This is a genomic window from Flavobacterium branchiophilum NBRC 15030 = ATCC 35035 (genome assembly GCF_002217205.1).
GTDB lineage: Bacteria > Bacteroidota > Bacteroidia > Flavobacteriales > Flavobacteriaceae > Flavobacterium > Flavobacterium branchiophilum.
Window position 1 is genome coordinate 1 of sequence record NZ_MUGT01000032.1, and the last position, 25,674, is coordinate 25,674.

16 protein-coding genes are annotated in these 25,674 nt (G+C 33.7%); 1 reads left to right on the plus strand and 15 read right to left on the minus strand.

Annotated elements, in window-relative coordinates; translation table 11 throughout:
• Window positions 1-178: 178 nt before the first annotated feature.
• The 5 genes from B0A58_RS04350 to B0A58_RS04375 form a co-directional block, all read right to left on the minus strand.
• Complete coding sequence (locus B0A58_RS04350; RefSeq protein WP_089080022.1) at window positions 179-559, minus strand: hypothetical protein; 381 nt, start codon at window positions 557-559, stop codon at window positions 179-181.
• A gap of 11 nt (window positions 560-570) precedes the next feature.
• Window positions 571-1,437 carry an RHS repeat-associated core domain-containing protein gene (locus tag B0A58_RS04355; protein WP_089080023.1) on the minus strand — a complete coding sequence of 289 codons (867 nt, stop codon included), beginning with the start codon at window positions 1,435-1,437 and terminating at the stop codon, window positions 571-573.
• Window positions 1,438-1,908: 471 nt separating this feature from the next.
• Window positions 1,909-2,655 (minus strand): succinate dehydrogenase/fumarate reductase iron-sulfur subunit, encoded by a 747-nt coding sequence (locus tag B0A58_RS04365; RefSeq protein ID WP_089080025.1) that lies wholly within the window; start codon window positions 2,653-2,655, stop codon window positions 1,909-1,911.
• A 91-nt stretch (window positions 2,656-2,746) separates the two neighbouring features.
• Window positions 2,747-4,747, minus strand: coding sequence for a fumarate reductase/succinate dehydrogenase flavoprotein subunit (locus tag B0A58_RS04370; RefSeq protein ID WP_014082739.1), 2,001 nt, complete (start codon window positions 4,745-4,747; stop codon window positions 2,747-2,749).
• A gap of 12 nt (window positions 4,748-4,759) precedes the next feature.
• The gene (locus B0A58_RS04375; RefSeq protein WP_014082738.1) at window positions 4,760-5,425 is read right to left on the minus strand and encodes a succinate dehydrogenase cytochrome b subunit; all 666 of its coding nucleotides are present in this window, start codon (window positions 5,423-5,425) and stop codon (window positions 4,760-4,762) included.
• 503 nt (window positions 5,426-5,928) lie between these two features.
• Here B0A58_RS04375 and B0A58_RS04380 point away from each other — a divergent pair.
• The gene (locus B0A58_RS04380; protein ID WP_089080032.1) at window positions 5,929-11,580 is read left to right on the plus strand and encodes an alpha-2-macroglobulin family protein; all 5,652 of its coding nucleotides are present in this window, start codon (window positions 5,929-5,931) and stop codon (window positions 11,578-11,580) included.
• A gap of 332 nt (window positions 11,581-11,912) precedes the next feature.
• On the opposite strand, the gene B0A58_RS04385 is transcribed toward B0A58_RS04380, so the two are convergent.
• The 10 genes from B0A58_RS04385 to B0A58_RS04415 form a co-directional block, all read right to left on the minus strand.
• Window positions 11,913-12,134 carry a hypothetical protein gene (locus B0A58_RS04385; RefSeq protein ID WP_089080026.1) on the minus strand — a complete coding sequence of 74 codons (222 nt, stop codon included), beginning with the start codon at window positions 12,132-12,134 and terminating at the stop codon, window positions 11,913-11,915.
• A 284-nt stretch (window positions 12,135-12,418) separates the two neighbouring features.
• Window positions 12,419-12,550, minus strand: coding sequence for a hypothetical protein (locus tag B0A58_RS16955; protein ID WP_260439118.1), 132 nt, complete (start codon window positions 12,548-12,550; stop codon window positions 12,419-12,421).
• Window positions 12,551-12,660: 110 nt separating this feature from the next.
• Window positions 12,661-13,659 (minus strand): PDDEXK nuclease domain-containing protein, encoded by a 999-nt coding sequence (locus B0A58_RS04390; RefSeq protein ID WP_089080027.1) that lies wholly within the window; start codon window positions 13,657-13,659, stop codon window positions 12,661-12,663.
• A gap of 291 nt (window positions 13,660-13,950) precedes the next feature.
• Window positions 13,951-14,082 (minus strand): hypothetical protein, encoded by a 132-nt coding sequence (locus B0A58_RS16960; protein WP_260439117.1) that lies wholly within the window; start codon window positions 14,080-14,082, stop codon window positions 13,951-13,953.
• 130 nt (window positions 14,083-14,212) lie between these two features.
• Window positions 14,213-15,211: a virulence RhuM family protein gene (locus tag B0A58_RS04395; protein ID WP_243389443.1), complete on the minus strand. Its 999-nt coding sequence runs from the start codon at window positions 15,209-15,211 to the stop codon at window positions 14,213-14,215.
• 143 nt (window positions 15,212-15,354) lie between these two features.
• The gene (locus tag B0A58_RS16965; RefSeq protein ID WP_260439117.1) at window positions 15,355-15,486 is read right to left on the minus strand and encodes a hypothetical protein; all 132 of its coding nucleotides are present in this window, start codon (window positions 15,484-15,486) and stop codon (window positions 15,355-15,357) included.
• A gap of 177 nt (window positions 15,487-15,663) precedes the next feature.
• Entirely contained in the window at window positions 15,664-20,034 is a 4,371-nt protein-coding gene (locus B0A58_RS04400) for an Eco57I restriction-modification methylase domain-containing protein (RefSeq protein WP_089080028.1), read from the minus strand.
• Between the two features lie 26 nt (window positions 20,035-20,060).
• On the minus strand, window positions 20,061-20,393 hold the full coding sequence (locus B0A58_RS04405) for a DUF1016 N-terminal domain-containing protein (protein WP_089080029.1): 333 nt from the start codon (window positions 20,391-20,393) through the stop codon (window positions 20,061-20,063).
• 3 nt (window positions 20,394-20,396) lie between these two features.
• On the minus strand, window positions 20,397-21,527 hold the full coding sequence (locus tag B0A58_RS04410) for a PDDEXK nuclease domain-containing protein (protein WP_089080030.1): 1,131 nt from the start codon (window positions 21,525-21,527) through the stop codon (window positions 20,397-20,399).
• Between the two features lie 2 nt (window positions 21,528-21,529).
• Complete coding sequence (locus B0A58_RS04415) at window positions 21,530-24,952, minus strand: helicase-related protein (protein ID WP_089080031.1); 3,423 nt, start codon at window positions 24,950-24,952, stop codon at window positions 21,530-21,532.
• Window positions 24,953-25,674: the final 722 nt, after the last annotated feature.

The window sequence follows — 25,674 nt, forward strand, 5'->3', positions numbered from 1 at the left end:
TATAGGGGGCTAGACCAGTGGTAGTAGATAGCATCTTACTGTTTTATAATTTTCAAATTATTATATGTTATAAAAACCTTTTGCCAAAGCTTTTTTTATTGCCTTAGCAAAAGGTTAATTATCATTACATGGTTGGTACGAACGTGACGCTCGCACCAGCGCGGGGCAAAAAATATAGTTATCGAGGGGCTTTGATTTTATATTTGAAAATTAAAAAGCTGATTAAAGAAGTTATAAAAGCAATGCAATAAATTATTTTTATTACATATTTTGTTGCTCCATCCCCTAATATTTCTAAATTCTTAAAATCAAAAAAAGCAAGTCCAGACAATAAAATGCTTAATAAATATGCTAAAAAAACACATAAATTAATTTTATTAACATTAATTGAATTTCGATAAACATTATATGTAAATAACATCAACCCAATTGGTAATATAAAAATATAATAAAAGAGCCATAAACCTATTAGATTTCCTTCTAATAAAAAGCCAAAATTGGTATAATAATTTATTGAAATTGAAATCAATAAAATAGTCAATAAATAAAAATTTTTCATATAAGATTAATTTAATTAGTTCTTCTTATTATGTTATCAACATCTATTCCTTTATTCTTTTTCTCTATTGCATTTTGCTTTGTTGCTGGTAAATAGTTCATTTCATGTGTTTTGTATGGAATTCCAGACTTTGCTTGATATTGGATAAAATCAGATCTTTCACCATTTTTTAAACCTCCTGCGTCTAATGCTTTTTCAGCTACTGTAGTACATTGATTTGCTTGACCAAGTTCTTTAACTTCTGTCCATTTAGTATCAAAAATTGAAATTCCAGCTTCAATCATTTTAGCATCTGTTTCAGCATCAGACTTTATCTGATAAGCATTTTGATACCGTTGAACAATATTGCCATCTGCATCTCTGTGTGATGTTTTAGTTCCTTTTCCATCGTCATAATCATCTTTAAAAGTATTATGTTCTGAATTTTTAAAATCAGATAATTTGTCAAATTTATGTATTGTAAAAACATCATTCTTTCCACTCTTTCCTCTTCCTTTGTTTGTCCCATTATCATAATCATACGACAAATAGGTCCAACCTGTTTTATCGTTCCCAATTAATACAGACATATGACCAACAATATGTGGATGTGCATTTGTTTTTCCGCCATCAATACTTGTTTTACCTCTTGGACCATGAGATAAAATTATAATATCTCTACCATCAGGATCTATAGCATTGATAGGATTGTTAGCAACGTAAACATAAGGAGATATGTTTGGATACTTCTCCGCCATCGGATCCACACTCATCCATACACTCACTCTCGGGTCATAATACCTTGCCCCATAATAATAAAACCCTGTTTCGTCGTCTAGCTCCTTGCCGTTAAACTTGTAGGGGCTGTTGTAATAGTTGTTGCCTAGTTGTTGTGCCATTGTCTATCTCACAAGCGTTTATTTTCAGCGGTGTTCGATGAATGTTATTTCTCCAAAAGGCAAATTTAAGAAAAATTATCTCACTTTGGTATTTTTTTCAGCGGAGTTCGATGAATCTCTGATTTGGTATGCATTATCAAAAATAGCTGTCAAAGCTGTACTAGTTCCCAAATGGTCGGGGTGGTAGTAGTATAAGAGCCCCCCAGACACTGAAGGGGGTCCTTTGGCTGTTTGCAAATTGGTGGCATTTTCTGAATTTGCAATTTCCAATAATAATTCCGAAATTTATAGCGTGTGTAAAGTTCATAATTGTATATTTATTTAGAATTATAAAAGTACAAAAAAAACTTTACAACTTTTTTAGGACAGTATCCTCTCCAATTATTTTATATGAGCCATAAATCATCCAAACTCCATAAAAAAAACCCAAAATCAATGATTTTGGGTTTTTTAATTCAAGTTCAAATTATATTATTTTTTGATGCTTGCTGTAATGTATTCTCTATTCATACGGGCAATGTTTTCTAATGAAATTCCTTTTGGACATTCTACTTCACATGCTCCAGTGTTGGTACAGTTACCAAAACCTTCATGATCCATTTGATTTACCATATTCAACACCCTGTCTGTGGCTTCTACTCTACCTTGTGGCAATAGTGCAAACTGCGACACTTTTGCAGCCACAAAAAGCATGGCCGAAGAGTTTTTACAAGTGGCTACACAAGCACCACAACCAATACAAGTGGCCGCATCAAAAGCATCATCGGCATCTTTTTTATTAATTGGAATTGTATTGGCATCAATTGTATTTCCAGAGGTATTTACAGAGATAAATCCTCCTGCATGTTGGATTCTATCAAAGGCACTTCTGTCCACAACCAAGTCTTTGATTACCGGAAAGGCTTTGGCTCTAAAAGGTTCGATAAAGATTGTATCGCCATCTTTAAACATTCGCATGTGCAACTGGCAAGTAGTAACGGCTCTGTCTGGTCCGTGAGCTTCGCCATTAATAAACAACGAACACATGCCACAAATTCCTTCTCTACAATCGTGGTCAAAGGCCACAGGCTCTTCGCCTTTATTATTCAATTGTTCGTTTAGAACGTCGAGCATTTCAAGAAACGACATGTCTGGTTCAACTCCGTCTATCGGATATTCAACAATCCGTCCTTGTGCTTTGGCGTTTTCTTGACGCCATATTTTTAATGTAAGTTTCATATCTTTTTAGTTTGAATGTCATCTAGTCGAAAATCAAAAGTTTATAGACAAAAAGGTCTTTATACTTTTAAACGTTTGACTTTTGACCAAATTATTTATAACTTCTTTGTACCAATTTCACATTTTCAAATACAAGAGGCTCTTTGTGCAACACGGCATCGCTTGGTTTTCCTTTATATTCCCAAGCTGCTACATAAGCAAAATTTTCGTCATCTCGCTGTGCCTCTCCATCTGGAGTTTGATACTCCTCACGGAAGTGTCCACCACACGATTCGTTTCGGTGCAAAGCATCTTTGGCAAACAATTCACCCAATTCCAAGAAATCGGCTACACGGGTAGCTTTTTCTAATTCTTGATTGAATCCATTGGCTGTTCCTGGTACTTTTACTTCTTTATAAAATGCGTCTCTCAAAGCTGCAATTTCTTCGATAGCTTCAGATAATCCTTTTGCATTTCGAGCCATTCCTACTTTGTCCCACATGATTTTTCCCAATTTTTTATGGAAATAATCTACAGAATGGGAACCTTTGTTATTCATAAATTGGTCTATTTGTGCTTTGACAGCTTTTTCTGCTTCGATAAATTCTGGTAAATCTGTCGATATTTTACCCATTTTAATATCTGGAGCTAAATAATCGCCAATGGTGTATGGCAATACAAAATAGCCATCGGCCAATCCTTGCATCAAGGCAGATGCCCCAAGTCTGTTGGCACCATGATCAGAAAAGTTAGATTCTCCAATAGAAAAACATCCAGGAATTGTGGTCATCAAATTATAATCTACCCAAGTACCCCCCATGGTGTAGTGTACGGCTGGATAAATCATCATTGGTGTTTCATAAGGATTTTCATCTACAATTTTTTCATACATTTGAAATAAGTTACCATATTTGTTGGCCACTACATCTGTACCTAATTTTTTGATCAAGGCTTGATCGTTTTCGTCCAAGTTTTTAATTTTTACTTGGTCTTTTCCATATCTTTGAATGGCAGCGGCAAAATCCAAATAAACGGCTTCGCCTGTTTTATTTACACCAAAACCAGCATCGCATCTTTCTTTTGCAGCACGTGAGGCAATATCTCTAGGTACCAAGTTTCCAAAGGATGGGTAACGTCTTTCTAAATAATAATCTCTATCGGCTTCGGCTATTTGAGTGGGTTTCAATTTGCCTTCACGAATGGCTTTTGCATCTTCTAACTTGGCAGGCACCCAAATTCTTCCATCGTTTCTTAATGATTCAGACATTAAGGTCAGTTTTGATTGGTGGTCGCCAGATACAGGGATACAAGTTGGGTGAATTTGTGTGTAACAAGGATTGGCAAAATAGGCTCCTTTTTTGTGAATTTTCCAAGCTGCTGTGGCATTGCTACCCATGGCATTTGTTGAAAGGAAAAATACATTGCCATACCCTCCAGATGCAATAACTACTGCGTGAGCCGAGTGTCTTTCTATTTCGCCAGTTACCAAATTTCGGGCAATAATTCCTCGAGCTTTTCCATCTACAACTACCAAATCTAGCATTTCGTGGCGGTTGTACATTTTAATTTTTCCACGCCCAATTTGACGGTTCATGGCAGAGTATGCTCCAAGTAACAATTGCTGACCTGTTTGTCCTTTGGCATAAAAAGTTCTGGAAACCAATGTTCCACCAAAAGAACGGTTGTCCAACAATCCGCCATATTCACGAGCCAAAGGCACCCCTTGAGCCACACATTGGTCTATAATATTTGCCGATACTTCTGCCAATCGGTGTACGTTGGCCTCTCTAGCACGGTAATCACCACCTTTTACGGTATCATAAAATAATCGGAAGGTAGAATCTCCGTCTCCTTGATAATTTTTGGCTGCATTGATACCTCCTTGAGCCGCAATAGAGTGTGCTCTTCGTGGAGAATCTTGAAAGCAAAAGGCTTTTACGTTGTATCCTAATTCTGCCAACGTTGCTGCTGCAGAACCTCCAGCAAGTCCCGTTCCTACGATAATCACATCTAGATTACGTTTGTTTGCAGGATTTACTAAATTAATATGATCTTTATAATTTGTCCATTTGTCCGCTATAGGACCATTTGGTATTTTTGAATCTAATGCCATTATAATATAATATTAATTGTTGAAATGATGAAATAAAGCAATTACAATAAATCCAAAAGGAACAATAATTGCAAAAGCATGACCTAATTTTTGTAATGTTTCTTGGTATTTGTTACGTGTTCCAACAGATTGAAACGACGAACTGAAACCGTGCCACAAGTGCATGGCCAATAACACAAAAGACAAGCAATAAATACCCGTTCTTACAGGGCTTTCAAACTTGGCTTGAAGCTCATGAAAGTATCTTGTAGCGTCCAACTCATTACATTCTACATATTTGTAAACCATTTCTGGAAACCAAAAGTCGTAAAAATGTAAACCAAGAAAAGCTAAAATTACCGATCCAGAAATGATCATATTTCTAGATGCCCATGAAGCATTTGCTGCTCCGTTATAACTTGCATAAGCCACAGGACGTGCAGCTCGGTTTTTGATGTCTAACACAAAACCCATAATGAAGTGAAAAACCACCCCAACTATAAGTATTGGTTGTATAACATACTGAACCAATGGATTATTTCCCATAAAATGAGAAATCTCATTGAACGTATCAGGACTAAATATAGACGTTAAATTGATAAAAAAATGTTGCGTTAAAAACAACATCAAAAAAAGTCCTGAAAGCGCCATAGCAATTTTTTTTGCTATTGACGACTTCAATAATGCAGATTTTGCCATAAGATTTGATTAAATTTTTTAATAAATTACATCACAAAAGTACATGAATTTGATATTAACTACAACCTTTTCGCTGTTATTTATATTGTTTTTAAATAATAAAAAAACGGCACTTTTTGCTTTTTTCAATTATTGCATTTTTTTCAATATTTTTTTGTATTAAATGAAAATAATCACTTAAAAATTTCATTTATTGCTATTTTAAAATGTAATTCCAAAAAAAACAAACTTCAAAATATTTTTTATTATCCTTATTTATTAGCTCGTTTTAAAGTTGAATTTGCAAATTATTATAAACCTTTTCTTTAAAAAAATATTTCTGTTTTTTTTCGTTTTTTATAAGCCGATATTCAATTATAATATTTACTTTTACTACAAAATTGATTTTTTTCTAAAATTTATACACTTCGTTCAAAATGAACTACTTTGTATTTTTTGATAGGATATTAATTAAAAAAAAAAGCACCAAAATTTATTTTCTTACTATTAATTTTTTATTACAAATGAATGCAAAAAAATTAGTTACCGCTTGTTTAACTATTTTATTCGTTATGGCTTGTAGCCACAAAACTCCTGCCGACTTCAATTCGGATTTGTCCAAATTCAAAAATTACATTACCAGTTTTTCTGGAGGTCTCGTTGCCGCACAATCAGACATTAGGGTTGTTTTGGCTTTTGAAAACCCAAACTGGAAAACCAATCAACCTCTGGACAATGACTTGTTTGATATTTCGCCGAGCATAGAGGGCAAGGTAGTAGCACTTTCGCCACATATTGTTGCATTTGTACCCAATGAAAAATTAGAATCGGGAACCACGTATCAAGTTACACTTCATGTATCTAAAATCAAAGCCGTTCCAAAAGAGTGTGAAGATTTTAACTTTACGGTGCAAACCATCAAACAAGATTTTATTATCAATACGTTGGATATTCAATCCTATAGCCCCGACAAACAATACCTAAACGCTGTTTTGAAAACGGCCGATGTGATGTCGCTCGAAACGGCCAAAAAAATCATTCATGCACAGCAAGATGGAGAAAATTTGCCCATAAAATTTGAAGAAGATGTAAAATCAGGTACAGCATTCAAATTGATTATCGATCAAATCAAAAGATCAGACGACGCCTCTGAAATTGAAGTGGAATATGACGGAACAGATTTTGGCATAGACCAAAAAGGCAGTTTCAAATATGCCATTTCGGCCAAAAACGAATTTAAAATTGTGGCAATAGACACACCCGAAGACGATGTCAAAATGATCAGCATCAACTTCTCGGAACCTTTGCAAAAAAATCAAGATTTTAGCGGATTGGTATCGATAGAACAAGCAAAAAATTTGAAATTTTCAGCACAAGGCAATGTGTTAAAAGTATATTTTAATGGCGAAAACAAACTAGAAAAACCCATTGAACCAGTCAATACCATAGCTATGGTTTCCGATACGACCGCCATTGTGGTAGATACTGTAATGGCCGTTACAGACTCGATTGCGACTGTGATAGAAGCAGATGCCCCTGAAAACGACACACCCGAAGTCAATCTATCACATTTGAAAATTGAAGTTTTTCAAGGCATTGAAAGCGAATATGGTACAAAAATGAAAGAAAATTACACTAATTCCATCTCTTTAGAACCCTTAAAACCCGATGTGCGGTTTATAAAAAATGGCACTATTTTGCCTAGTTCCAATAATTTGAAAATCAATTTTGAGGCCGTAAATTTGAGTGCTGTTGATGTAAAAGTTTATAAAATTTACAAAAACAACATCCTGCAATTTTTACAAGAAAACGAACTCAACGGTGCCAGAAATTTAAAACGTGTAGCACAACCCATTGCAAAATCAAAAATAGAATTGAACAAAAACCAATTGCTACAAAACACCAAATGGAATGCTTATAGCTTGGACTTGTCTAAAATAATTACACCCGAGCCTGGTGCTATTTATAGAGTTGAAATGAGTTTCAACAAAAAATATTCGTTGTACAAATGCAACGATAGTACAACGGATACCAACACCGTAGAAGAGGAAGCTATTGATGAAAAAGACGTTAATTATAGCGATAGTTATGACGACTATTATTATGACGATTTTGAATGGAGAGAAAGCCAAGACCCTTGTAGCGATTCCTATTTTTACAATGCCCGTGTGGGTACCAATATATTAGCTTCAGATTTAGGGGTAATAGCAAAACGTGGCGAAAACAAAAGCTATCATTTTACGGTAGCCAATATTGTAGATACCACTCCAATAGAAAATGCCACCGTTACCTTATACAGCTACCAACAACAAAAACTGGGCTCGCAATCAACCGACTCTCAAGGCTTTGCTACTTTTAAGCTGGATACCTTTGCTTATTTTGCTATTGTTACAAAAGGCAAACAAGCTACCTATGTTAAATTAGATGATGGGCTTTCGTTATCGGTAAGTAATTTTGATGTTTCGGGCGAGGTTTTGCAAAAAGGACTCAAAGGATACTTGTATGGCGAAAGGGGGGTTTGGCGTCCTGGCGATGATTTATACTTATCCTTTATTTTAAATGACCAAGCCAACAAATTGCCACTAGGCCATCCGATAAAGTTCAAGTTGAACGATCCCAATGGCAAAACTACCTATGAAACGGTTCAAAAAACCAACGAACTTAATCATTATAGTTTTGTAGTGCCTACAAATGCCGATGCCCCAACGGGCAGTTGGGAAGCTGTTGTAAGTGTTGGTGGAGCAAAATTTTATAAAAACATTAAAATTGAAACCATCAAACCCAATCGTTTGAAAATCAAAAACATATTTCAGGCTCCAATCTTGTCTGCTGCCCATCAAAACACCGATAATTTGGAAGTTGCTTGGTTACATGGTGCTGTGGCAAAAAATTTGAAAGTGGTTATGGAAGCCAAATTTTCTGAGCAAACCACTGTTTTTAAGCATTATGAAAAATACATTTTTGACGATGAAACTCGCAAATTCAATACCGAAGAAACCACGATTTTTTCTGGAACATTGGATGCAGCTGGCAAGGTAAGCATCCCTATACAGCCTAAAATACAAGGTCAGGCACCCGGACTTTTACGAGCAGCCATGATTACCAAAGTATTTGAAGAAGGTGGCGATTTTAGTACAGATGTTGTAGCAATGCAATATGCACCCTATCATACTTATGTGGGACTAAAACTTCCTGAATTGACCCCATATCAAATGCTAGAAACCCGCAAAAATAATGTATTTGAAGTAGTAACAGTAGATGAAAATGGACAGCCAAAAGCAAACCGACAATTGGAAGTTTCGATTTTTAAGGTGCAATGGCGTTGGTGGTGGGACGCATCTGAAGATAATATTTCAAATTACAATACCTCAAATGCAAATACTGCTTTTAAGACATTTAGTATCAGTACCGACCAATCAGGCAAAGGACGTTTTCAATTTTCGTTGAAAGACGAAGAATGGGGCCGTTATTTGATACGAATAAGCGATCCTTCAGGAGGACATGCCACTTCGAGTAGTGTAAACATCGATTGGCCATCATGGTCTGGCAAAACCCGCAACACAGATGCTACATCGGCCAATATGCTTGTTTTTTCGACAAACAAAAAAGAATATGCCGTTGGCGAAACAGCCACTATTGCTTTTCCATCAAGTGCAGGAGGTAGGGCTTTGATTGCCATTGAAAATGGTTCAAAAGTACTCAAAACCATTTGGGCAAAAACTACGGCTGGCGAAACCAAAGTGTCCGTTCCGATAACTGCAGATATGGCTCCCAACGTATATTTTAACATTACTCTATTGCAACCCCATGCTTTTACTAAAAACGATTCGCCCATTAGGATGTATGGCATTGTGCCCATAGCCGTAATAGATAGAAATACTATTTTGCAACCGCAAATAACCATGCCCGAAGTACTGAAACCAGAGCAAAATTTTAACCTAAAAGTAAGCGAAAAAACAGGTAAAAGCATGACTTATACCATAGCCCTTGTAGATGAAGGACTGCTGGATTTAACCAGATTTAAAACCCCAAATGCGTGGGACAATTTCTATGCCCGTGAAGCCCTTGGTGTAAAAACATGGGATATATACGACAACGTGATTGGAGCTTATGGCGGCAAAATCAACCAAATTTTTAGCATTGGAGGCGATCAGGATTTGGGTGGTGGCAAAACCAAAAAAGCCAATCGTTTTAAACCAGTTGTGATATACCTTGGCCCTTTTAGTTTAGGCAAAGGCGATAGTAAAACCCATCAGATTAAACTTCCAAAATACATTGGCTCGGTTAGGGCCATGGTAGTGGCTGCAAATGCCCAGCAAAATGCTTATGGAAGCACAGAAAAAGCCGTTCCTGTTCGCAGTCCATTAATGGCATTAGCATCTGTACCCCGAAAAATATCACCAGCTGAAAGGGTTACCATTCCTGTTACCATTTTTGCAATGGAAAAACACGTAAAAAATGTTTCAATACAAATCAAAACCAATAACGGAATTCGTGTTTTGGGCAATACAACTCAAAAACTAACATTCAACCAACCCGACGAAAAAATGGTTTATTTTGATTTGGCGGTAGGACAAGCCACTGGTATTGGCAAAATTCAAGTTATTGCTACTTCGGGCAAAGAACGATCTGTATATGATGTAGCGATAGACATGACCAATCCAAACCCTATAACAAATTTATACACAGATGTTGTGGTTGCTCCTCATGCTAGTCAAACTATTTCGTGGAAAACATTTGGTATTTATGGAAGTAATGCTGCAAAAATAGAAGTTTCGTCTATGCCAAATTTGAATTTCAATAATCGTTTACAATATTTAATTGCTTATCCGCATGGGTGTGTAGAGCAAACAACGTCGTCCGTTTTTCCACAATTGTATTTGTCCGATGTTTGCGATATAGATGCGAACCGCTTGGCAATGATTCAAAAAAATGTTACAGCAGGAATCAACAGATTGTCTGGATTTCAATTGCCAAGTGGCGGTCTTTCCTATTGGCAAGGGCAGTCCAATCCAGACGATTGGGGCACGTCCTATGCAGGACACTTTTTGATAGAAGCTGAAAAGAAAGGTTATGTATTGCCTCTAAATTTCAAACAAAAATGGATTTCGTTCCAACAAAAAACGGCTAAAAATTGGCGGTTTGAGTCGAGTTTTGAAAACGATTTGGCACAAGCCTATCGCTTATATACTTTGGCGTTGTCTGGTAATCCTGATTTAGCGTCTATGAACAGACTTCGAGAAACCAACAACATTTCCAACGAAGCCAAACTTCGACTTGCGGCCACCTATACCTTGGCAGGACAAAAAGCCGCAGGCAATGCCTTATTGTTGAAAAGTCAAATAGAGCCAAACGAAAATCCCCATCAGGTTTACAATTACTATGGTTCGGCAGAACGGAATGCTGCTATGACTTTGGAATCCCTAATCCTTTTAGGACAGCAACAAAAATCCTTTATAATGGCACAAAAATTAGCAAAAAAAATGACTACTAACGAATGGATGAGTACCCAAACAACGGCTTATTGTTTGTATGCCATGTCAAAATTTGCACAAGTCAATGGAGGCAAAGGTATCCAAATGGCATGGACAAAAAATGGCAAATCCGATCGCATTTATACGACCAAAGCTACTGCAAATAGAGACCTTGAGGTTACCTCTGGCAATAACAGTATGGTTGTCAAAAACAACCATAATAACACCGTTTATGTTCGAGTAATGCAATCGGGTATTTTGCCTATTGGGCAGGAACAAACCGCAATGAATAACTTAGTTGCTCAAGTTGTATTTAAAAACAGAAAAGGGGAAAAACTTCAAATGGCAAAAATCAACCAAGGAACAGAGCTCATTGCAGAGGTACAAATTACCAATTTGCAAAACGAGATGGTGTCCAATATGGCGTTGTCTCAAATTTTACCTTCAGGTTTTGAAATAGTAAACACCCGTTATACCGATTTTGGCGAAGCAACTCATAATGTGGCCGATTATATAGACATTAGAGATGACAGAACCCATTTTTATTTTGCTCTCAAATCCCGTGAAACCAAAACTTTTAAAATCCTTTTGAATGCCTCATATTTGGGCACTTATTATTTGCCAGGCTTACAATGCGAGGCCATGTATGACCATAGTGTATTGGCCAGAACAAAAGGATTTTGGGTTACAATTGTAAAATAAATGTGTTATAATACCAAATACACAACAAACCTCAAAGAATTTCAAAATCTTTGAGGTTTTTTTTGCTGCCAAAAAAAAATCTCAAGTGTGGGAACACACACGAGGTTTTTAGACGGCCATTTATTGGCTCTACAAACGGGCTACTAGCTGGTTTTTTTGAATTGTGCGGTTTTCAAAAACTGACGCAATTTTTTACATGGATGAAACAAAATACGGCTTTTTTTGATGGCATTTGCTGTTACTTCTCCCGAAGTTATTTTGCCTTAGGATAAGATTTTTCGTATTTTATACCATGCAAATATACACCATGACATCGATTTGTGTTTATAATATTACGATATTCGGTCTTCCAAGTATATTATTTCGTTTGCAAAATTACTCGTTATTGTTGGAATATTTGCGGGATCAACAGCTATACACTGAACAATAAGTGGATTAGTATCAAAAAACCATTTATGATCTGATTGTATTACTTCATAAATAGCATCTTCAATAATATTCTCTGTATAAGGATAACTATTTAAATCTGATTCAAAAACCCTAATCAATAACATTCATTTTGATAATTGAACTGATTTATTTCTAAAAATTTTTGTTCGAAAGTAAACCATGCAACTTTGGATAAAATCATTATTTTCATATTTTTCATCCATTTTTATAATCAAAAATTGCTAAAATAAATTTTGTGTTATTCATGTTTTTCTATATTTTATATTTTCAAAATCGTCTCTTTTCAATATTGCATCTATCACACAAGCCTCTTCGTAGATCAAACCATTCAATGTTTTGTACACTGAGCTTCTAGCTTAGAGTTTGAGTGCTGAATGCTTGGACTACGCTAAGGTTCGAGCTGGAAGCTCGAGGTACAATAGTCCTCCTCTTTCAATGCTGCATCTATCACACAAGCTTCTTCATAGCTCAAACCATACAATTGAAAATGCTTCGCCAGTTCGCTTACAGCTCGTGTCATCGAACACCTATTAAAATAAACACTTGGTGAGATAAATGATAAACCATTACATCTATTTGATGCTCCAAATGGCTGGTGTTGTGGGCGGTTTTTTGCTTTATAAGATTTGATTATTTTTTATACATTTCAATATTAATGGCTTTTAAAAGTTGTTCTTCACTTGGTAAATACAATTCATATTTACTGGCTATGATATTATTTTCATTTTCTGGTAAGCTAAATTTTACCAACAAATCATTTTTATCGGCACATAATAGTATGCCAATGCTTTTATTTTCGTGTTTGAGTTTTTCTACTCTATCAAAATAATTGACATACATTTGGAGTTGACCAATGTCTTGGTGGGTAATTTTATGCGTTTTGATTTCGATGATGACGAAACATTGCAAAATTCGATTATAGAATACTAAATCTACAAAAAACTCATCGTCTTCGAGCAAGATTCTTTTTTGGCGTGCTACAAATGAAAATCCGTTGCCTAATTCTAATAAAAATTCTTGTAAATGCGTGATAATGGCACCTTCAAGGTCTTTTTCGTAGTAAGCACTTTCTCTGCGAAGTCCTAAAAATTCTAATGTCATTGGGTCTTTTATAATTTCTTTGGCTTCGCTGGGTAACTTATCGCCTTTGGCTACTGCCAACACACTTTCTTTATCGTTGCTTAATAATAAACGTTCGTATAAATGGCTATTGATTTGACGTTCTAATTGTCTTGAAGTCCAATGATTTTTTACACTTTCATAAATATAAAATGTACGTTTATCCTCGTCTTCTAATCTGATAAGTAAGCGATATTGAGACCAGCTCAATTGTGAACGCAGTGCGTTCACAATTGGAAAAGTTTTGTAAAACTGAATAGATTGATACAATTGTCGCGTGCTAAATCCACTGCCGTAAATAGGCGTAAGGTTTTGGCTCAAATACTTGACTATATATTTTCCGTATTCGGCGCGCTCTTTGCCCTGTTGTTCGTCTTCAAAAATATATCTGCCAATGTGCCAATACAATTGCACACGATGAAAGTCAACAGAGCGAATGGCGTTATCCTTTGCTTCCTCTATTAAGGAAACAATTTTTTGAAGCAAATCATTGTTTTCTATCTTTGCCATAATTTTTATATTTTATATTTATCAAAATCTTCTCTTTTCAATGCTGCATCTATCACACAAGCCTCTTCGTAGATCAAACCATTCAATGTTTTGTACACTGAGCTTCTAGCTTAGAGTTTGAGTGCTGAATGCTTGGACTACGCTAAGGTTCGAGCTGGAAGCTCGAAGTACGGTAGTCCTCCTCTTTCAATGCTACATCTATCACACAAGCTTCTTCATAGCTCAAACCATACAATGTTTTGTACTCTGAGCTTCTAGCTTAGAGTTCGAGTGCTGGATGCTTGGACTACACTAAGGTTCGAGCTGGAAGCTCGAAGTACGGTAGTCCTCCTCTTTCAATGCTACATCTATCACACAAGCTTCTTCATAGCTCAAACCATACAATTGAAAATGCTTCGCCAGTTCGCTTACAGCTCGTGTCATCGAACACCTATTAAAATAAACACTTGGTGAGATAAATGATAAACCATTACATCTATTTGATGCTCCAAATGGCTGGTATCATGGGCGGTTTTTTGCCTTCGAGGATTTGATTATTATTCATTTAGTTTTTTTATTTCTTTATCAAAATCGCTTTCAAACAATTGGTCTTGAATAATTCTATATTTTTCAAATTCACTTTCGGCATGGGCTTTTGCATTTCCGCTGTTACACTACCTGCATTTTGTAGTATGCTTCTGTCTGTGGCTTCTATAAATTTGTTTAACCTATTTTCCCAATCTTCCATAGTCATGGGTATTTGTCTTAAAGCCATACTTTCGGCAATATCTAAATAAGCAGAAACCAAACGTTGCAATTGTTGCATTTCATTTTCTGTTAAATAATTTTTGGCAACTGAAACATCAAATTTTTGAATTTTTCCTTTGGGTGCGTCTTTCCAGGTGGTTAAACCCATATTTTCAGTTTCATGATTAGCTCTATCAAAAATGACTTCTGCTGCTGTTTGTCCGTGAATAGCCCAATGCAATTTGTTTTGAACTGTTGCAAAAAAACGTTTGGTGCTTTCAGCACTCAGGTCATAATCTATGGCTGTTGCATAAATATCCGTAATTTTTTGATAGAATTTTCGTTCGCTCAATCGGATTTCTCTGATGCGTTGCAATTGCTCTTCAAAATACTTTTTGCCCAGAATAGTGCCATCGTTTTTCAATCGTTCGTCATCCATGGCAAATCCTTTGATGGTAAACTCTTGTACAATTTGAGTTGCCCATTTACGAAATTGAACGGCACGCTGTGAATTTACTTTATATCCAACTGCAATGATGGCAGATAAGCTGTAGTGTTTGGTGTTATAATTTTTACCATCATTTGCAGTTATCCGAAAATTACGGATAACTGAATCTTGTTGTAATTCGTTGTCAATGAATATTTTTTGAAGATGATCGTTAATGGTTCTTACGTTTACATTATATAGCTCTCCCATCATTTTTTGTGATAACCAAATGTTGTCCTCTTGATAAATAGCATTTACACCACCATCGCCAGTAGCTGCAATAAATGTTAAATATTCTACCGATGAAGAACGTATTATATTTTTATTGTTTTCTGCCATAATTTTTACATTTTATACTTTTCAAAATCTTCTCTTTTCAATGCTGCATCTATCACACAAGCCTCTTCGTAGATCAAACCCATTCAATGTTTTGTACACTGAGCTTCTAGCTTAGAGTTTGAGTGCTGAATGCTTGGACTACGCTAAGGTTCGAGCTGGAAGCTCGAAGTACGGTAGTCCTCCTCTTTCAATGCTACATCTATCACACAAGCCTCTTCGTAGCTCAAGCCATACAATTGAAAATGCTTCGCCAGTTCGCTAACAGCTCGTGTCATCGAACACCTATTAAAATAAACACTTGGTGAGATAAATAATACACCATTACATCTATTTTGTATTCTAAATGGCTGATGTCTTGGGCGGTTTTTTGCACTCTGAGCATCTAGTCAGGTTCGGTGTTTTGTACTCTGAGCTTCTAGCTTAGAGTTTGTGTGCTAGATGCTTTGACTACACTATGCTTCGAGCTGGAAGCTCGAGGTACGATAGTCCTCCTCTTTCAAACCATTGTCTATCACACAAGCCTCTTCATAGCTCAAACCATACAAATGATAGACCATTACATCTATTTGATGCTCCAATCCTGTTGTATCCTTATCGTTTTCATCTTCTTTTTTTCCAAACTTTTTAATTTCTAAAATCTCATTTACCAAAGTGATGAAGGGTTGTTGAGAAGCTGAATTTGAAATTTTGATTGGAAGTTGTTTCATATGATTAGGATAAAAATGCGTTCCATCATATAAAAGTTCATTTACATAAAATTTAATTATTTTAGAATTTAATATTCCTTGTAAATATTGATAACTATATTTTTTAGAATTATTTATTTTATCTTTTGTAATTGTTCTTCTTATTGTTTGATAATTAACATTTTCAAATAAGTGCCAAAGTGTTAAATTAACAACAGAATCATTACAATAAAAACCTTTGTTGTCATAAATGAAACGTAATTTACCAATATCACTTAATGTTCTGATGCCAACAAGTTTCTCATATTCAAATAATTCTTTAAACATTGGATTATAAATTTCATCTGGTTGATAATTCAAATATGAATATTTATTTACTAACCAATAACCCATATCTTTACCTTCAAAATACTTTTTAAAATTTCCTTTTACATTTTCTTCAAAAATATAATCTTCTTTTTTTAGACCTAATTTTTCACTGCTTGGTCTTAATCCATAATTTACAGAACATATATCATCAACTCTTAATGTATCAATTTCTAATTTATTGATTAAATTTACCTTATCTAAAGTTAAATTAATTCTGAAATTATTTTCTTCTAATTCATTAAAAATATTTTGTTTTAAAAATTGATATTCTTTGTTTTCAAATTTATGATTATCTTCTTTTGTATTTATATCAATTATTTTTAAAGTATTCTCAACAGTTTTATTTTTTTGTAAATGAAAAATACACGTTCTAACTGTTGCCGTTTCAAACACATCAAAATTAAAATTAATGATTTCAATAATTCTGTTTTCTAAAAACAACTGCCTTAATTTTAATCCATAACCTTGTGATAAAAATTTATTAGAGGTAATGAAATTTAATAATCCTTTTTCTTTTAATAAATTTAAACTTGATTCATAAAATAATACATATAAATCATATTTTTGATAAGCTGTTTTAAATTTACTTATGTTATCTTTTATGCTTTTATCAATTTTTTCAACATTCACATAAGGCGGATTCCCAATCACCACATCAAAACCCTCTTTCACTTTCGGGAAAAAGTATTTGGTTTCAAAAAAACCTACTGCTTTTTCTTTAAAGAGGTTTTGGTAGCTTTCCCATAGTTTTACGCTGTCTTTTAGTTTTGCAAAATCGCGTGAAGAAGCAATCAATCGTTTTTTTTCTTCTATTTTTTCTTTAATTAATGTTATAATTTCCTGTTTTTTGGTTTTCTTTTCTTCAGGTGTGTGTAGCGTAAAATAGTCGTGTGCTAGGTTTTCAAAAGTTTCAAAAAACAGGTCTTGGTCGGCAAAAAGCCCTGTTTGGTCGGCTTTGTCTTCTTGTGGTGGGGCAATTAGGGTGTTGGCAGCTACCAATTTAAAGTCCATATTGGGCAAGGGTTCTATGCCAAAATTGGGTTGGTCTTCTTTTTTGTTTTGCTCTACCAAAAGCGAAATAAAAAACCGCAGTTTAGAAATTTGTATCGCAATAGGTTGTATATCAACACCATAAATACAGTTTTCTATGATGTACAACTTGCGTGCATAATCGTCAAAAATATATTCGTTGTTGAAAATTTTTTCTAAACTCTGCAACCGCTCTTCTACTGCTTCCAAAGCTTTTTGTCGCACTTGTACGTCGCTCAATCCTTGTATGCTTTTTTTGTCCCTTTCTAATTCTACTATTTTTTCACCAATAACTTTTTCTTTCATTATTTGTTTCAAATGCTCATTTTTGGGGTCTAGTATGGTCATTAGCTGTACCATTTTGTGCAACACACCCATCGGATAAGCTCCTGAGCCACAAGCTGGATCTAAAATTTTGCAGTTGAAAAGTGCCTGAACGTACTCCGAGCTTCTAGCTCGGAGTGTATCACTCATCTGCTCATGACTTGTTATACTAAACAACTCTAAAACTGTACTTTGAAATTCTTTCGAGCTAGAAGCTCGAAGTACAGTTTGTTCTTGGCTAGAAGCTCGAAATACAGTTATTTTTGCTTTACTAGGGTTTTCTCTAATATAATATCTAATAGCGTTAAAAGATTCTCTATTGCGAACGATGTGATCATAAGATTCCGTCATCCATAATTGCCCAGACAAACCTTCTCTTTTATTGATTTCATTGGCAGTAAATGATTTCCAAGAATGTAAAATATCTCCCAAATAATGTTCACCGATTGGTTTTACTAATACATGAACATGATTTGACATTACTACCCATTCGTCTAAAATATATCTTTCGTTATTGAAATGTAATAATGCGTTTGCAACTATATCTGCATTTTCTTTTTTATTCATCAAACATTTTCCATAACCCGAATTTAATAATCTCTCAGTGTTTTCATGAAAAAGTTTGTTATACATGATCCAATCTTCTTTTGTAAATTCTTTTTTGTTTTTATGATTTTTATCCCAAATTTCTCTTTCTCTTCTGATTTCTTCTTTTTTCTCTTCTGGTATTGAGTCAGCTAATCGAAATGTTACAAAATACCATACATTTTCTTGTTGCCAGTGTGGAAGTTTCTTTTTATGAATAATTATTTCATTATTTGGGTCGAAATATCCATCGGTGATAAAGTGTGCTTCGTGCTGGTTGTACTCGGAGCTTCTTGCACCAAGTTTTTCTTCGTGCTGGTTGTACTTGGAGCTAGAAGGTCCAAGTTTTTTTTCGAGCTGGAAGCTCGAAGTACACTTGATGCTCGAAGACACATAGGCTTTTAAACTTTCATCTACCATATAATTTACAATCTCTCTTGGAGTATAGAAAGAACCTGTTTGTTTACGGGCAGTTGCCTTGGTTTCTGGATTAAAACTTGCCAAAAGGTTTTCAAAAACTTTACCTAGCAATTCGGGGTCTAGTGCTACATCAACCTCTAAAGGAGTGTTTTCTTCTACGGTAAATTTATAATTGTTCAATAAATCAATAATTCCCAATATAGTTTGATTTTGCCATTTCTTTTTTTCTTTGGCATCATCGGCAAAATGGTGGCTTAAATCTATTTCTTTTTTTTCTCCAAAGAATAAAAAGTTTGGAAATTGGGGTTGTTTTTTTTCGTTTTTGGTAAAACCATCCGTAAAAATATTATTTTCTCTATCATCTAAACAGTCAAACAAACCACCGTTTAGAAAAGGGATTTTCATAAAAATATTATTGATAACATCATTGCTATTGATAAATTCGTTTTCGTAACGATAAATAAGCGGGTCGCCTTGCTGGGCTTTGTTTCTTTTTTTGCCGTCAATCCATTTTCTATTTTCTGTTGGTACATTTAACGTAGCAAAAAACAGGTTTTGTAAAATAGCTTTGTAATAAATGTTTTTATCTGCGTGTTCCTCAAAATTTTTGAGTATATTTTTCAGTTCATTTGTTTCAAAAAGTTTGTGAGTTATCAAACTTTTTTCTTTCATAAACCATACAAAAAGCATACGAGAAATAAACCGAATCAAAGATTCAGATAAGTATTTGTCTGCTTCTTCTTGGTTATCATTTGGAAAAACAACATTGTCCTTGGCATACAAATACCATTTAAAAAGTTCTTGGTAAAACTTGTTGTTCAGTTCTTTTGTATTGAGTTTCTCTTGCCAATATTTATATAATTCTTCAAAAGTTTTGGCATTGTGTTTGGCTAATTCTTTTAAAATATCAAGGTGGGCACGGTGCGTATTATTTATTTCAATATCTTTCAGCATGGCTACTTTTTGGCCAATTTTATCTCCTTCTTTGTCTTTTCTAAGGTATTTTAGGCGTTCTGCATTGGCAAAAGTAATTTTATCGGCATACCTAAATACTACTACCACTGGAATTTGGCTATAAGCTCTATTGATTTGTCGGGTAATTTCGGCTAAATCAGAGCGTGTGGGGTTGGATTTTGTTAGCTCCACACCAAAAAGCAAAATACCAACATATTTATCTTCATTTAATTCGGCTTGAGTAATTGTAGTTTCTTTACCATCAAAAATACCATCTGTTACAATACCAAAAGGGTAAATAGCAGAGATTATTTCGTTGCATTTTTTGTCTCCAATGATATTTTCAGGTTCGGTTTGTAAATCGGAAATAACATTAAATGGTACCTTCAATTTTTCAAAAAATGATTGTACAGCATCAATAAATGGTTTGGTTTTAAAATCGTGTAATAGGTTCATATATTATATATTTTTTAATTCTTTTTCTAGTTCTTAAATTGTATTTCAGTGTTTTCAATTTGTCCAACAGGTTGCTGGACTAATTTGGCATTCAAATTTACAGCTGCTTGCTGTAAAATTATATTAGACTGAAAATCATTATCTTGCAATTGTCCACTAGCTTGGTGGACTAATTGTGAATTCTTATAAAATAAATAAGATCTTCGCATTACATACAAGTTAGATTGAGAAAAACCACTAACTCCCCAATACAACATAATCATCTGTTCGTTTACAGACAAAGAAGCTTTGATTTGTGCGGTACGAATTTTATTTTTTAAATCCGAAATCCAGTTTTTATAATTGCTGTCTAAATTCATTATTTATATATTTTTCAATTCGTTTTCAATAAAGGCTATCAATTGTTCTTTTGGAGGCAATTGTACTAGATAGTTGCTCACAAAAAGTTTTTCTTCCATGCCAGCAAGGGCATATTCTACCATTTTATTTCCTTTTTTGGTGCAAAGTAAAATGCCAATAGTCGGGTTGTCATCTGTTTGTTTAATGGTATCATTATAGCAAGCCACATAACTATTGAGTTGCGAAAGATGTTCGTGTTTGAATGTATCCACTTTCAATTCAATAAGAATATGGCATTTTAATAATCTATGATAAAAAACCAAATCTATAAAATAATATTCGTCATCGATCAAAATTCTTTTTTGTCGGGCTTCAAAACAAAATCCGTTTCCAAGTTCTAAAATAAATTTTTCAAGATGGTTGATTAAAGCCTCTTCCAATTGATTCTCTTGAATCAGATGTGCATTAGGCAGGTTTAAAAAATCAAAGAAATAAATGGACTTTATAGCATCATTGGTGGTTTCTGGAATTATTTTATTTTGCAATTCTTTGAAAGCTAAATCGGTATTTGCAGACAAGCCTACCCTTTCATAAGTTAAAGTTGCAATTTGACGTTCTAATTCACGAACAGAAAGCGTATTTTTGATGATGGATAACTCGTAAAATTTGCGTTTGGTTGGTTCTTTTATTTTGATTAATTCAACAAAATGAGTATATGATATTTGAGTAAAAATTTGTTTGTAGTAACTATTTTTAGTAGTAATGGACTCAAATTTTACCTCATTTTTAGCACTTATTTCATTTAAAACCAATTCGTCAGTCAGTGCCTGACTTATTTTATTTTCAATGATTAACGGAACATTACTGAAAATGTCAGTCAATGACTGACTTATTTCAGGATAAATTTGAAAAAAGGTTCTACATTGCTTCAAATTAGTTTCTCCAAGTCCTTTGATTTTTAATGACTTCGCTATTTCTTTCAAAAGTTGTGTACCATATTTTGCCCTGTCTTCGCCATTTTGTTCAAATATTACAATATAATATCCAATCAGCCAATTCCTTAGCGTGATGTGACTATTTACCGCTTTTACCGCATTTTGCTGTAAAGCTAGGTGGGTTTGGTCGATTTGATTGATAAGAGTTGTGAAATTCATAACTAACTAATGATTAACCAAGTGATTAAATCAAAATTATCAAAATTGTATTTTTCAGAAATAGTGCCTTCGGTCTTGATTTTTCCTAAAGTTAGTTTTGGATTGTTCTTTAATTGATTGATTAAATCTAATCCAGCTTTGGAAATAACTTCTTTTTTAGTACCATCTTCCATCTCAATTTCTGTTTTGGCTTGATTTTTAATCCAAATTTTCAAGGCATTACTAAAATTTTCAATAGCTTTGGTATCGCCACTTTCAATTTTTGGGTCTATTGTTCTTGGTAAGGTATAGTTTTTATTGAGTTGTTCCAATATTACTTTTTGATTATTAGAAATTTGATTGCCTTGCAAATCAATGTATAGCAACTCATAAGAGAGATAACTCGTTTCGGGATTGTATTTTTTTTGTGCAGGATAGCCCAAAAGTGAAATAATACCAGGTTGCATTTCGGGATTATGCTCTATTTTGATTCCAGAGAAAACACCATTGGGCATATTTTCAAATTCTTTTTTCTTTTGATTCAAAATGTTTTGCAATAACTGACGGTAATTATCAAAAGAAAAATCATCAAAACCTAACGTTTGTTCGCCATCAATATCTTGCATAGTGGTTTCCATTTGGCGTAGCATATTCGCATTTTGTTGGTCTTCTAGTTTCCTTGCTTCGGCTAATTCATTAAAATCGTCTGTAAATTCATTAATTACTTCAGAACCAGCCACTTTCATGATTGCCATTCTTTTTTCGACCCTAGATTTTAATTTGATGTAGCCATCAATATCTTTTGCGGGCCAAAAATTAATGGTTTGAATTTCATTATTTGGCGACCCAATACGATCAATACGACCCACACGCTGAATGACACGAACAGGATTCCAATGAATATCATAATTAATTACCATATCCGCATCTTGCAAGTTTTGTCCTTCGCTCAACACATCGGTAGTAATCAAAATATCAATTGGATTTTTTAATTTTTCAACTGCTTTTGGTTCGTTTTCTTGAATGTATTTTTGCCATTCGGTGTAACAATCTTCATCTGATAAAATTTTTGATGAAGGTTCAAAATTTGTCCAGTTTTTTTCTTTGAATAATTTGGTATAAGGAGCAAAACGCTCTAAAACAGTTTCGTGTTTTTTACTCGATTTTGTTTCGTTCCAAACTTTATTTTCGTCTCCAGCCACCATCGCAAAGTTGGAAAAACCTCTTTGTTTCAATTGATTAAAAAGGTATTCCACCGTATCTTTATAGGCAGAGAAAATAACGATTTTTTTATTGCTGTTTTTTTGTTTTTCTATGATGATTTTTAAAAGCTCTTCCAGTTTTGTATCTATTGAAGTTATTTCTTTTTCTTTATTAAAATTATTTTCAAATTCTAATAAAGCTCTTCGAATGTTGCCTAAAATAATTTTATCTTTATTTATAGCTTTTTTAAATTCATCAAGATTATCAGCTTCATCAATAGATTTTAGACTTATTTTCGTTTTTTTGCCTAAAGAAAGACTTTCTAATAATTGGAATTCCTCTTCGTCTTGTTCTGTTAGTACATCATTAATAAATTCTACTTCGTCTATAACAATAGTTTGTTTTTGTTTGAGTTCTTGGAACTGATTTATTTTTTTAATAGCATTGTCATGATGATTGTAAATTCTGTCCACCGTAATTTGAAAAGAAGACCAAGAACTTTCCAATCGTTTTAGCATTAAAATCAGCATCATTTTTACAAGAAAATGTTCGCGTTGCATATCGTCTTTTAAAACTTCATCTTTTTTAGCTTTTTCTTTTTTAGCTTTTCTTTCTGCTTTCTCTTTAGCAATTTGTTCTCTTTCCGCTTTTGAAAAAGTGTAGGTTACCGGTAAATAAGCCGATAAATTCAAATCCATATTGTCCATTAACTCTGCAAAATTTTCCACATCGCCAAATTGAAGCGGCGTTTTGAAAATATTAATCGGTTTTTTGTGTGTTGGAAATGAAAGCGTAGTATCAAAAGTTGATTTCACATTTTTTCGAGTTCTTGCTACTAGCAAATGGTCAGTTAATCTAAAAAAAGCACTGTCTTTTATTTTGTTATGAAAATCAGATAGTTTTGCACCAGATTCTGTACTCCATTTATTAAAAACGGTTTGAATTTCTCTAAAAGTACTTTCGATATTGTTTACATCTAAACTATCTTTAAAGCCTGAATTTTCTCCTTTGGTCATCAATTTGAATTGATTTCTAATGTCTTTAAACGAATTATTAATAGGTGTAGCGGAAAGCAAAAGCACCTTGATATCACCTTTGGATTTTTGGAGAATTTCTTCCACTAAATACTTGTATCGGCTGGATTTATCGTTTCTTAAGTTGTGGCTTTCGTCAATGACCAACAATTTCGATTTGTCATTTAATAAATATTGCAAAAAGTTATCGCTGAAACCCCCATCTCTTAGATCGGTATGATATTTTACATCAAAATCTAATTTATCGTCTTCAAAAATGGAATCGCTTTTTTTGATATATTGTTTCCAGTTTTGTTCTAATTTTTTGGGGCATAGCAACAACACATCTGCCTTGTGTTGAAATGACTTCATGACCGCCAAAGCACTCCATGTTTTTCCTAAACCCACCGCATCAGCTAGAATAGCACCGTTGTATTTATTCAACATTCGGATTAAACTACGAACACCGCCTTTTTGAAAATCATAGAGTTTATTGAAAATAATAGTATCTTCAAGTTTTATCAACTGTTTTTCCACTTCGGGATTGTCTTGTTCTTTATGAAATAATTCAAACAAGATTTTATAATAAATTTGCTCTGGAGAATATATTTCAAAGAGTTTTGATATTTCGTCTATTAAATATTGTTTAAAATCTTTTTGCGTAAGTTTACCATTTTCATTTATCAATGTTTTTTTGGAATGAGCTTGAGGTCTATTCCATAAATCATTGAACCAATCTACCATTTCTTTGTATTGGTTGTTATTGCCTGTTTCGGCAATATTTAATTCTACATTACTTGTAGTTTTCTGACCAATTCCAGCTTCAGTTAAATTGGAACTTCCTGAGATGAAATAATGATTTCTATCATCGTTTTTAGCTGTTTTTAAATACAACTTGGCATGACAAAAATTAGGCTCAAGCGTTTTTACATTCACTTTTTTTAGGTCTAAAAAAGCTACAGCTTCTTTTGCTAATCTGTTTAACTGAAATGAAGTGTCAATATCGATGCGCTCATTGAGCAAATCAAGTGCTTTTACTTTTTTATCAAAGTTTACAATATCACCCAATACAAAACGATAATTTTCTATTTTATCGTTAGTGCATTCTGATAAAAATGCCAATGCTCCAATAGTAAAATATCCTGTAACAACGTCTAGTGTCCCCTCTTCATTGTATTTAGTAATCCATTCGTGGACTTTGAGTTTCTGGTTTTCGTTGTCTAAAATCATCTGTTTTGTAATTGAATTAAATATTTTTCAAAAGTAGTAAAATGTTGGGTTTATTACATGCTATTTAGAGTAAATTATTAGGTTCATTTACAATAATTTATCTCAAATTATACCAAAAAAGTATTCATTAACAATAAAAAATTAGCTGGTTCTTATTTTTACCAATCTATATATGCCCATTTGATAAGATGTATTTTCTATGCAATTACTTTTCCAAATTGCCAAATCAAAATTATAAAAAATAATGACTTTACCAAAAGCCAAGCTTTATTTCTTTTGAAAAAATAGCGTAAAAACAAAATTTTATTGTTTTATTTTCTTATATTATTTAATCTAATTTTACATAAAATACAGATGTGAAAATAACAAATCACGCTTGTCTATCCAACAAAATACTTTTGGCTATTTTGGAGTTCCTTTTGGTACATACATCTTGTTTTGTGGTTTGTATTAATGTTATTTCATCTTTTTTGTGGTTTGTTACAAAAAAACAAGCAAATTGAGATGGTTTTATACAAAAGTTTTATATTTTTGCAGTATCAATTCGTCGTCGAATAGCGGGAACTATTTGAGGTTTTTAGACGTATTTATTGGCTCAACAAACGGGTTACTAGCTGGTTTTTTGAGCTTTTTTTATGCTTTTTGAATGTTATTTCTGCCTGTTTTTTTTGATATTGTTATACCAAATATATTTATAAAATAGTCCAAAGATGCGTAGTTAT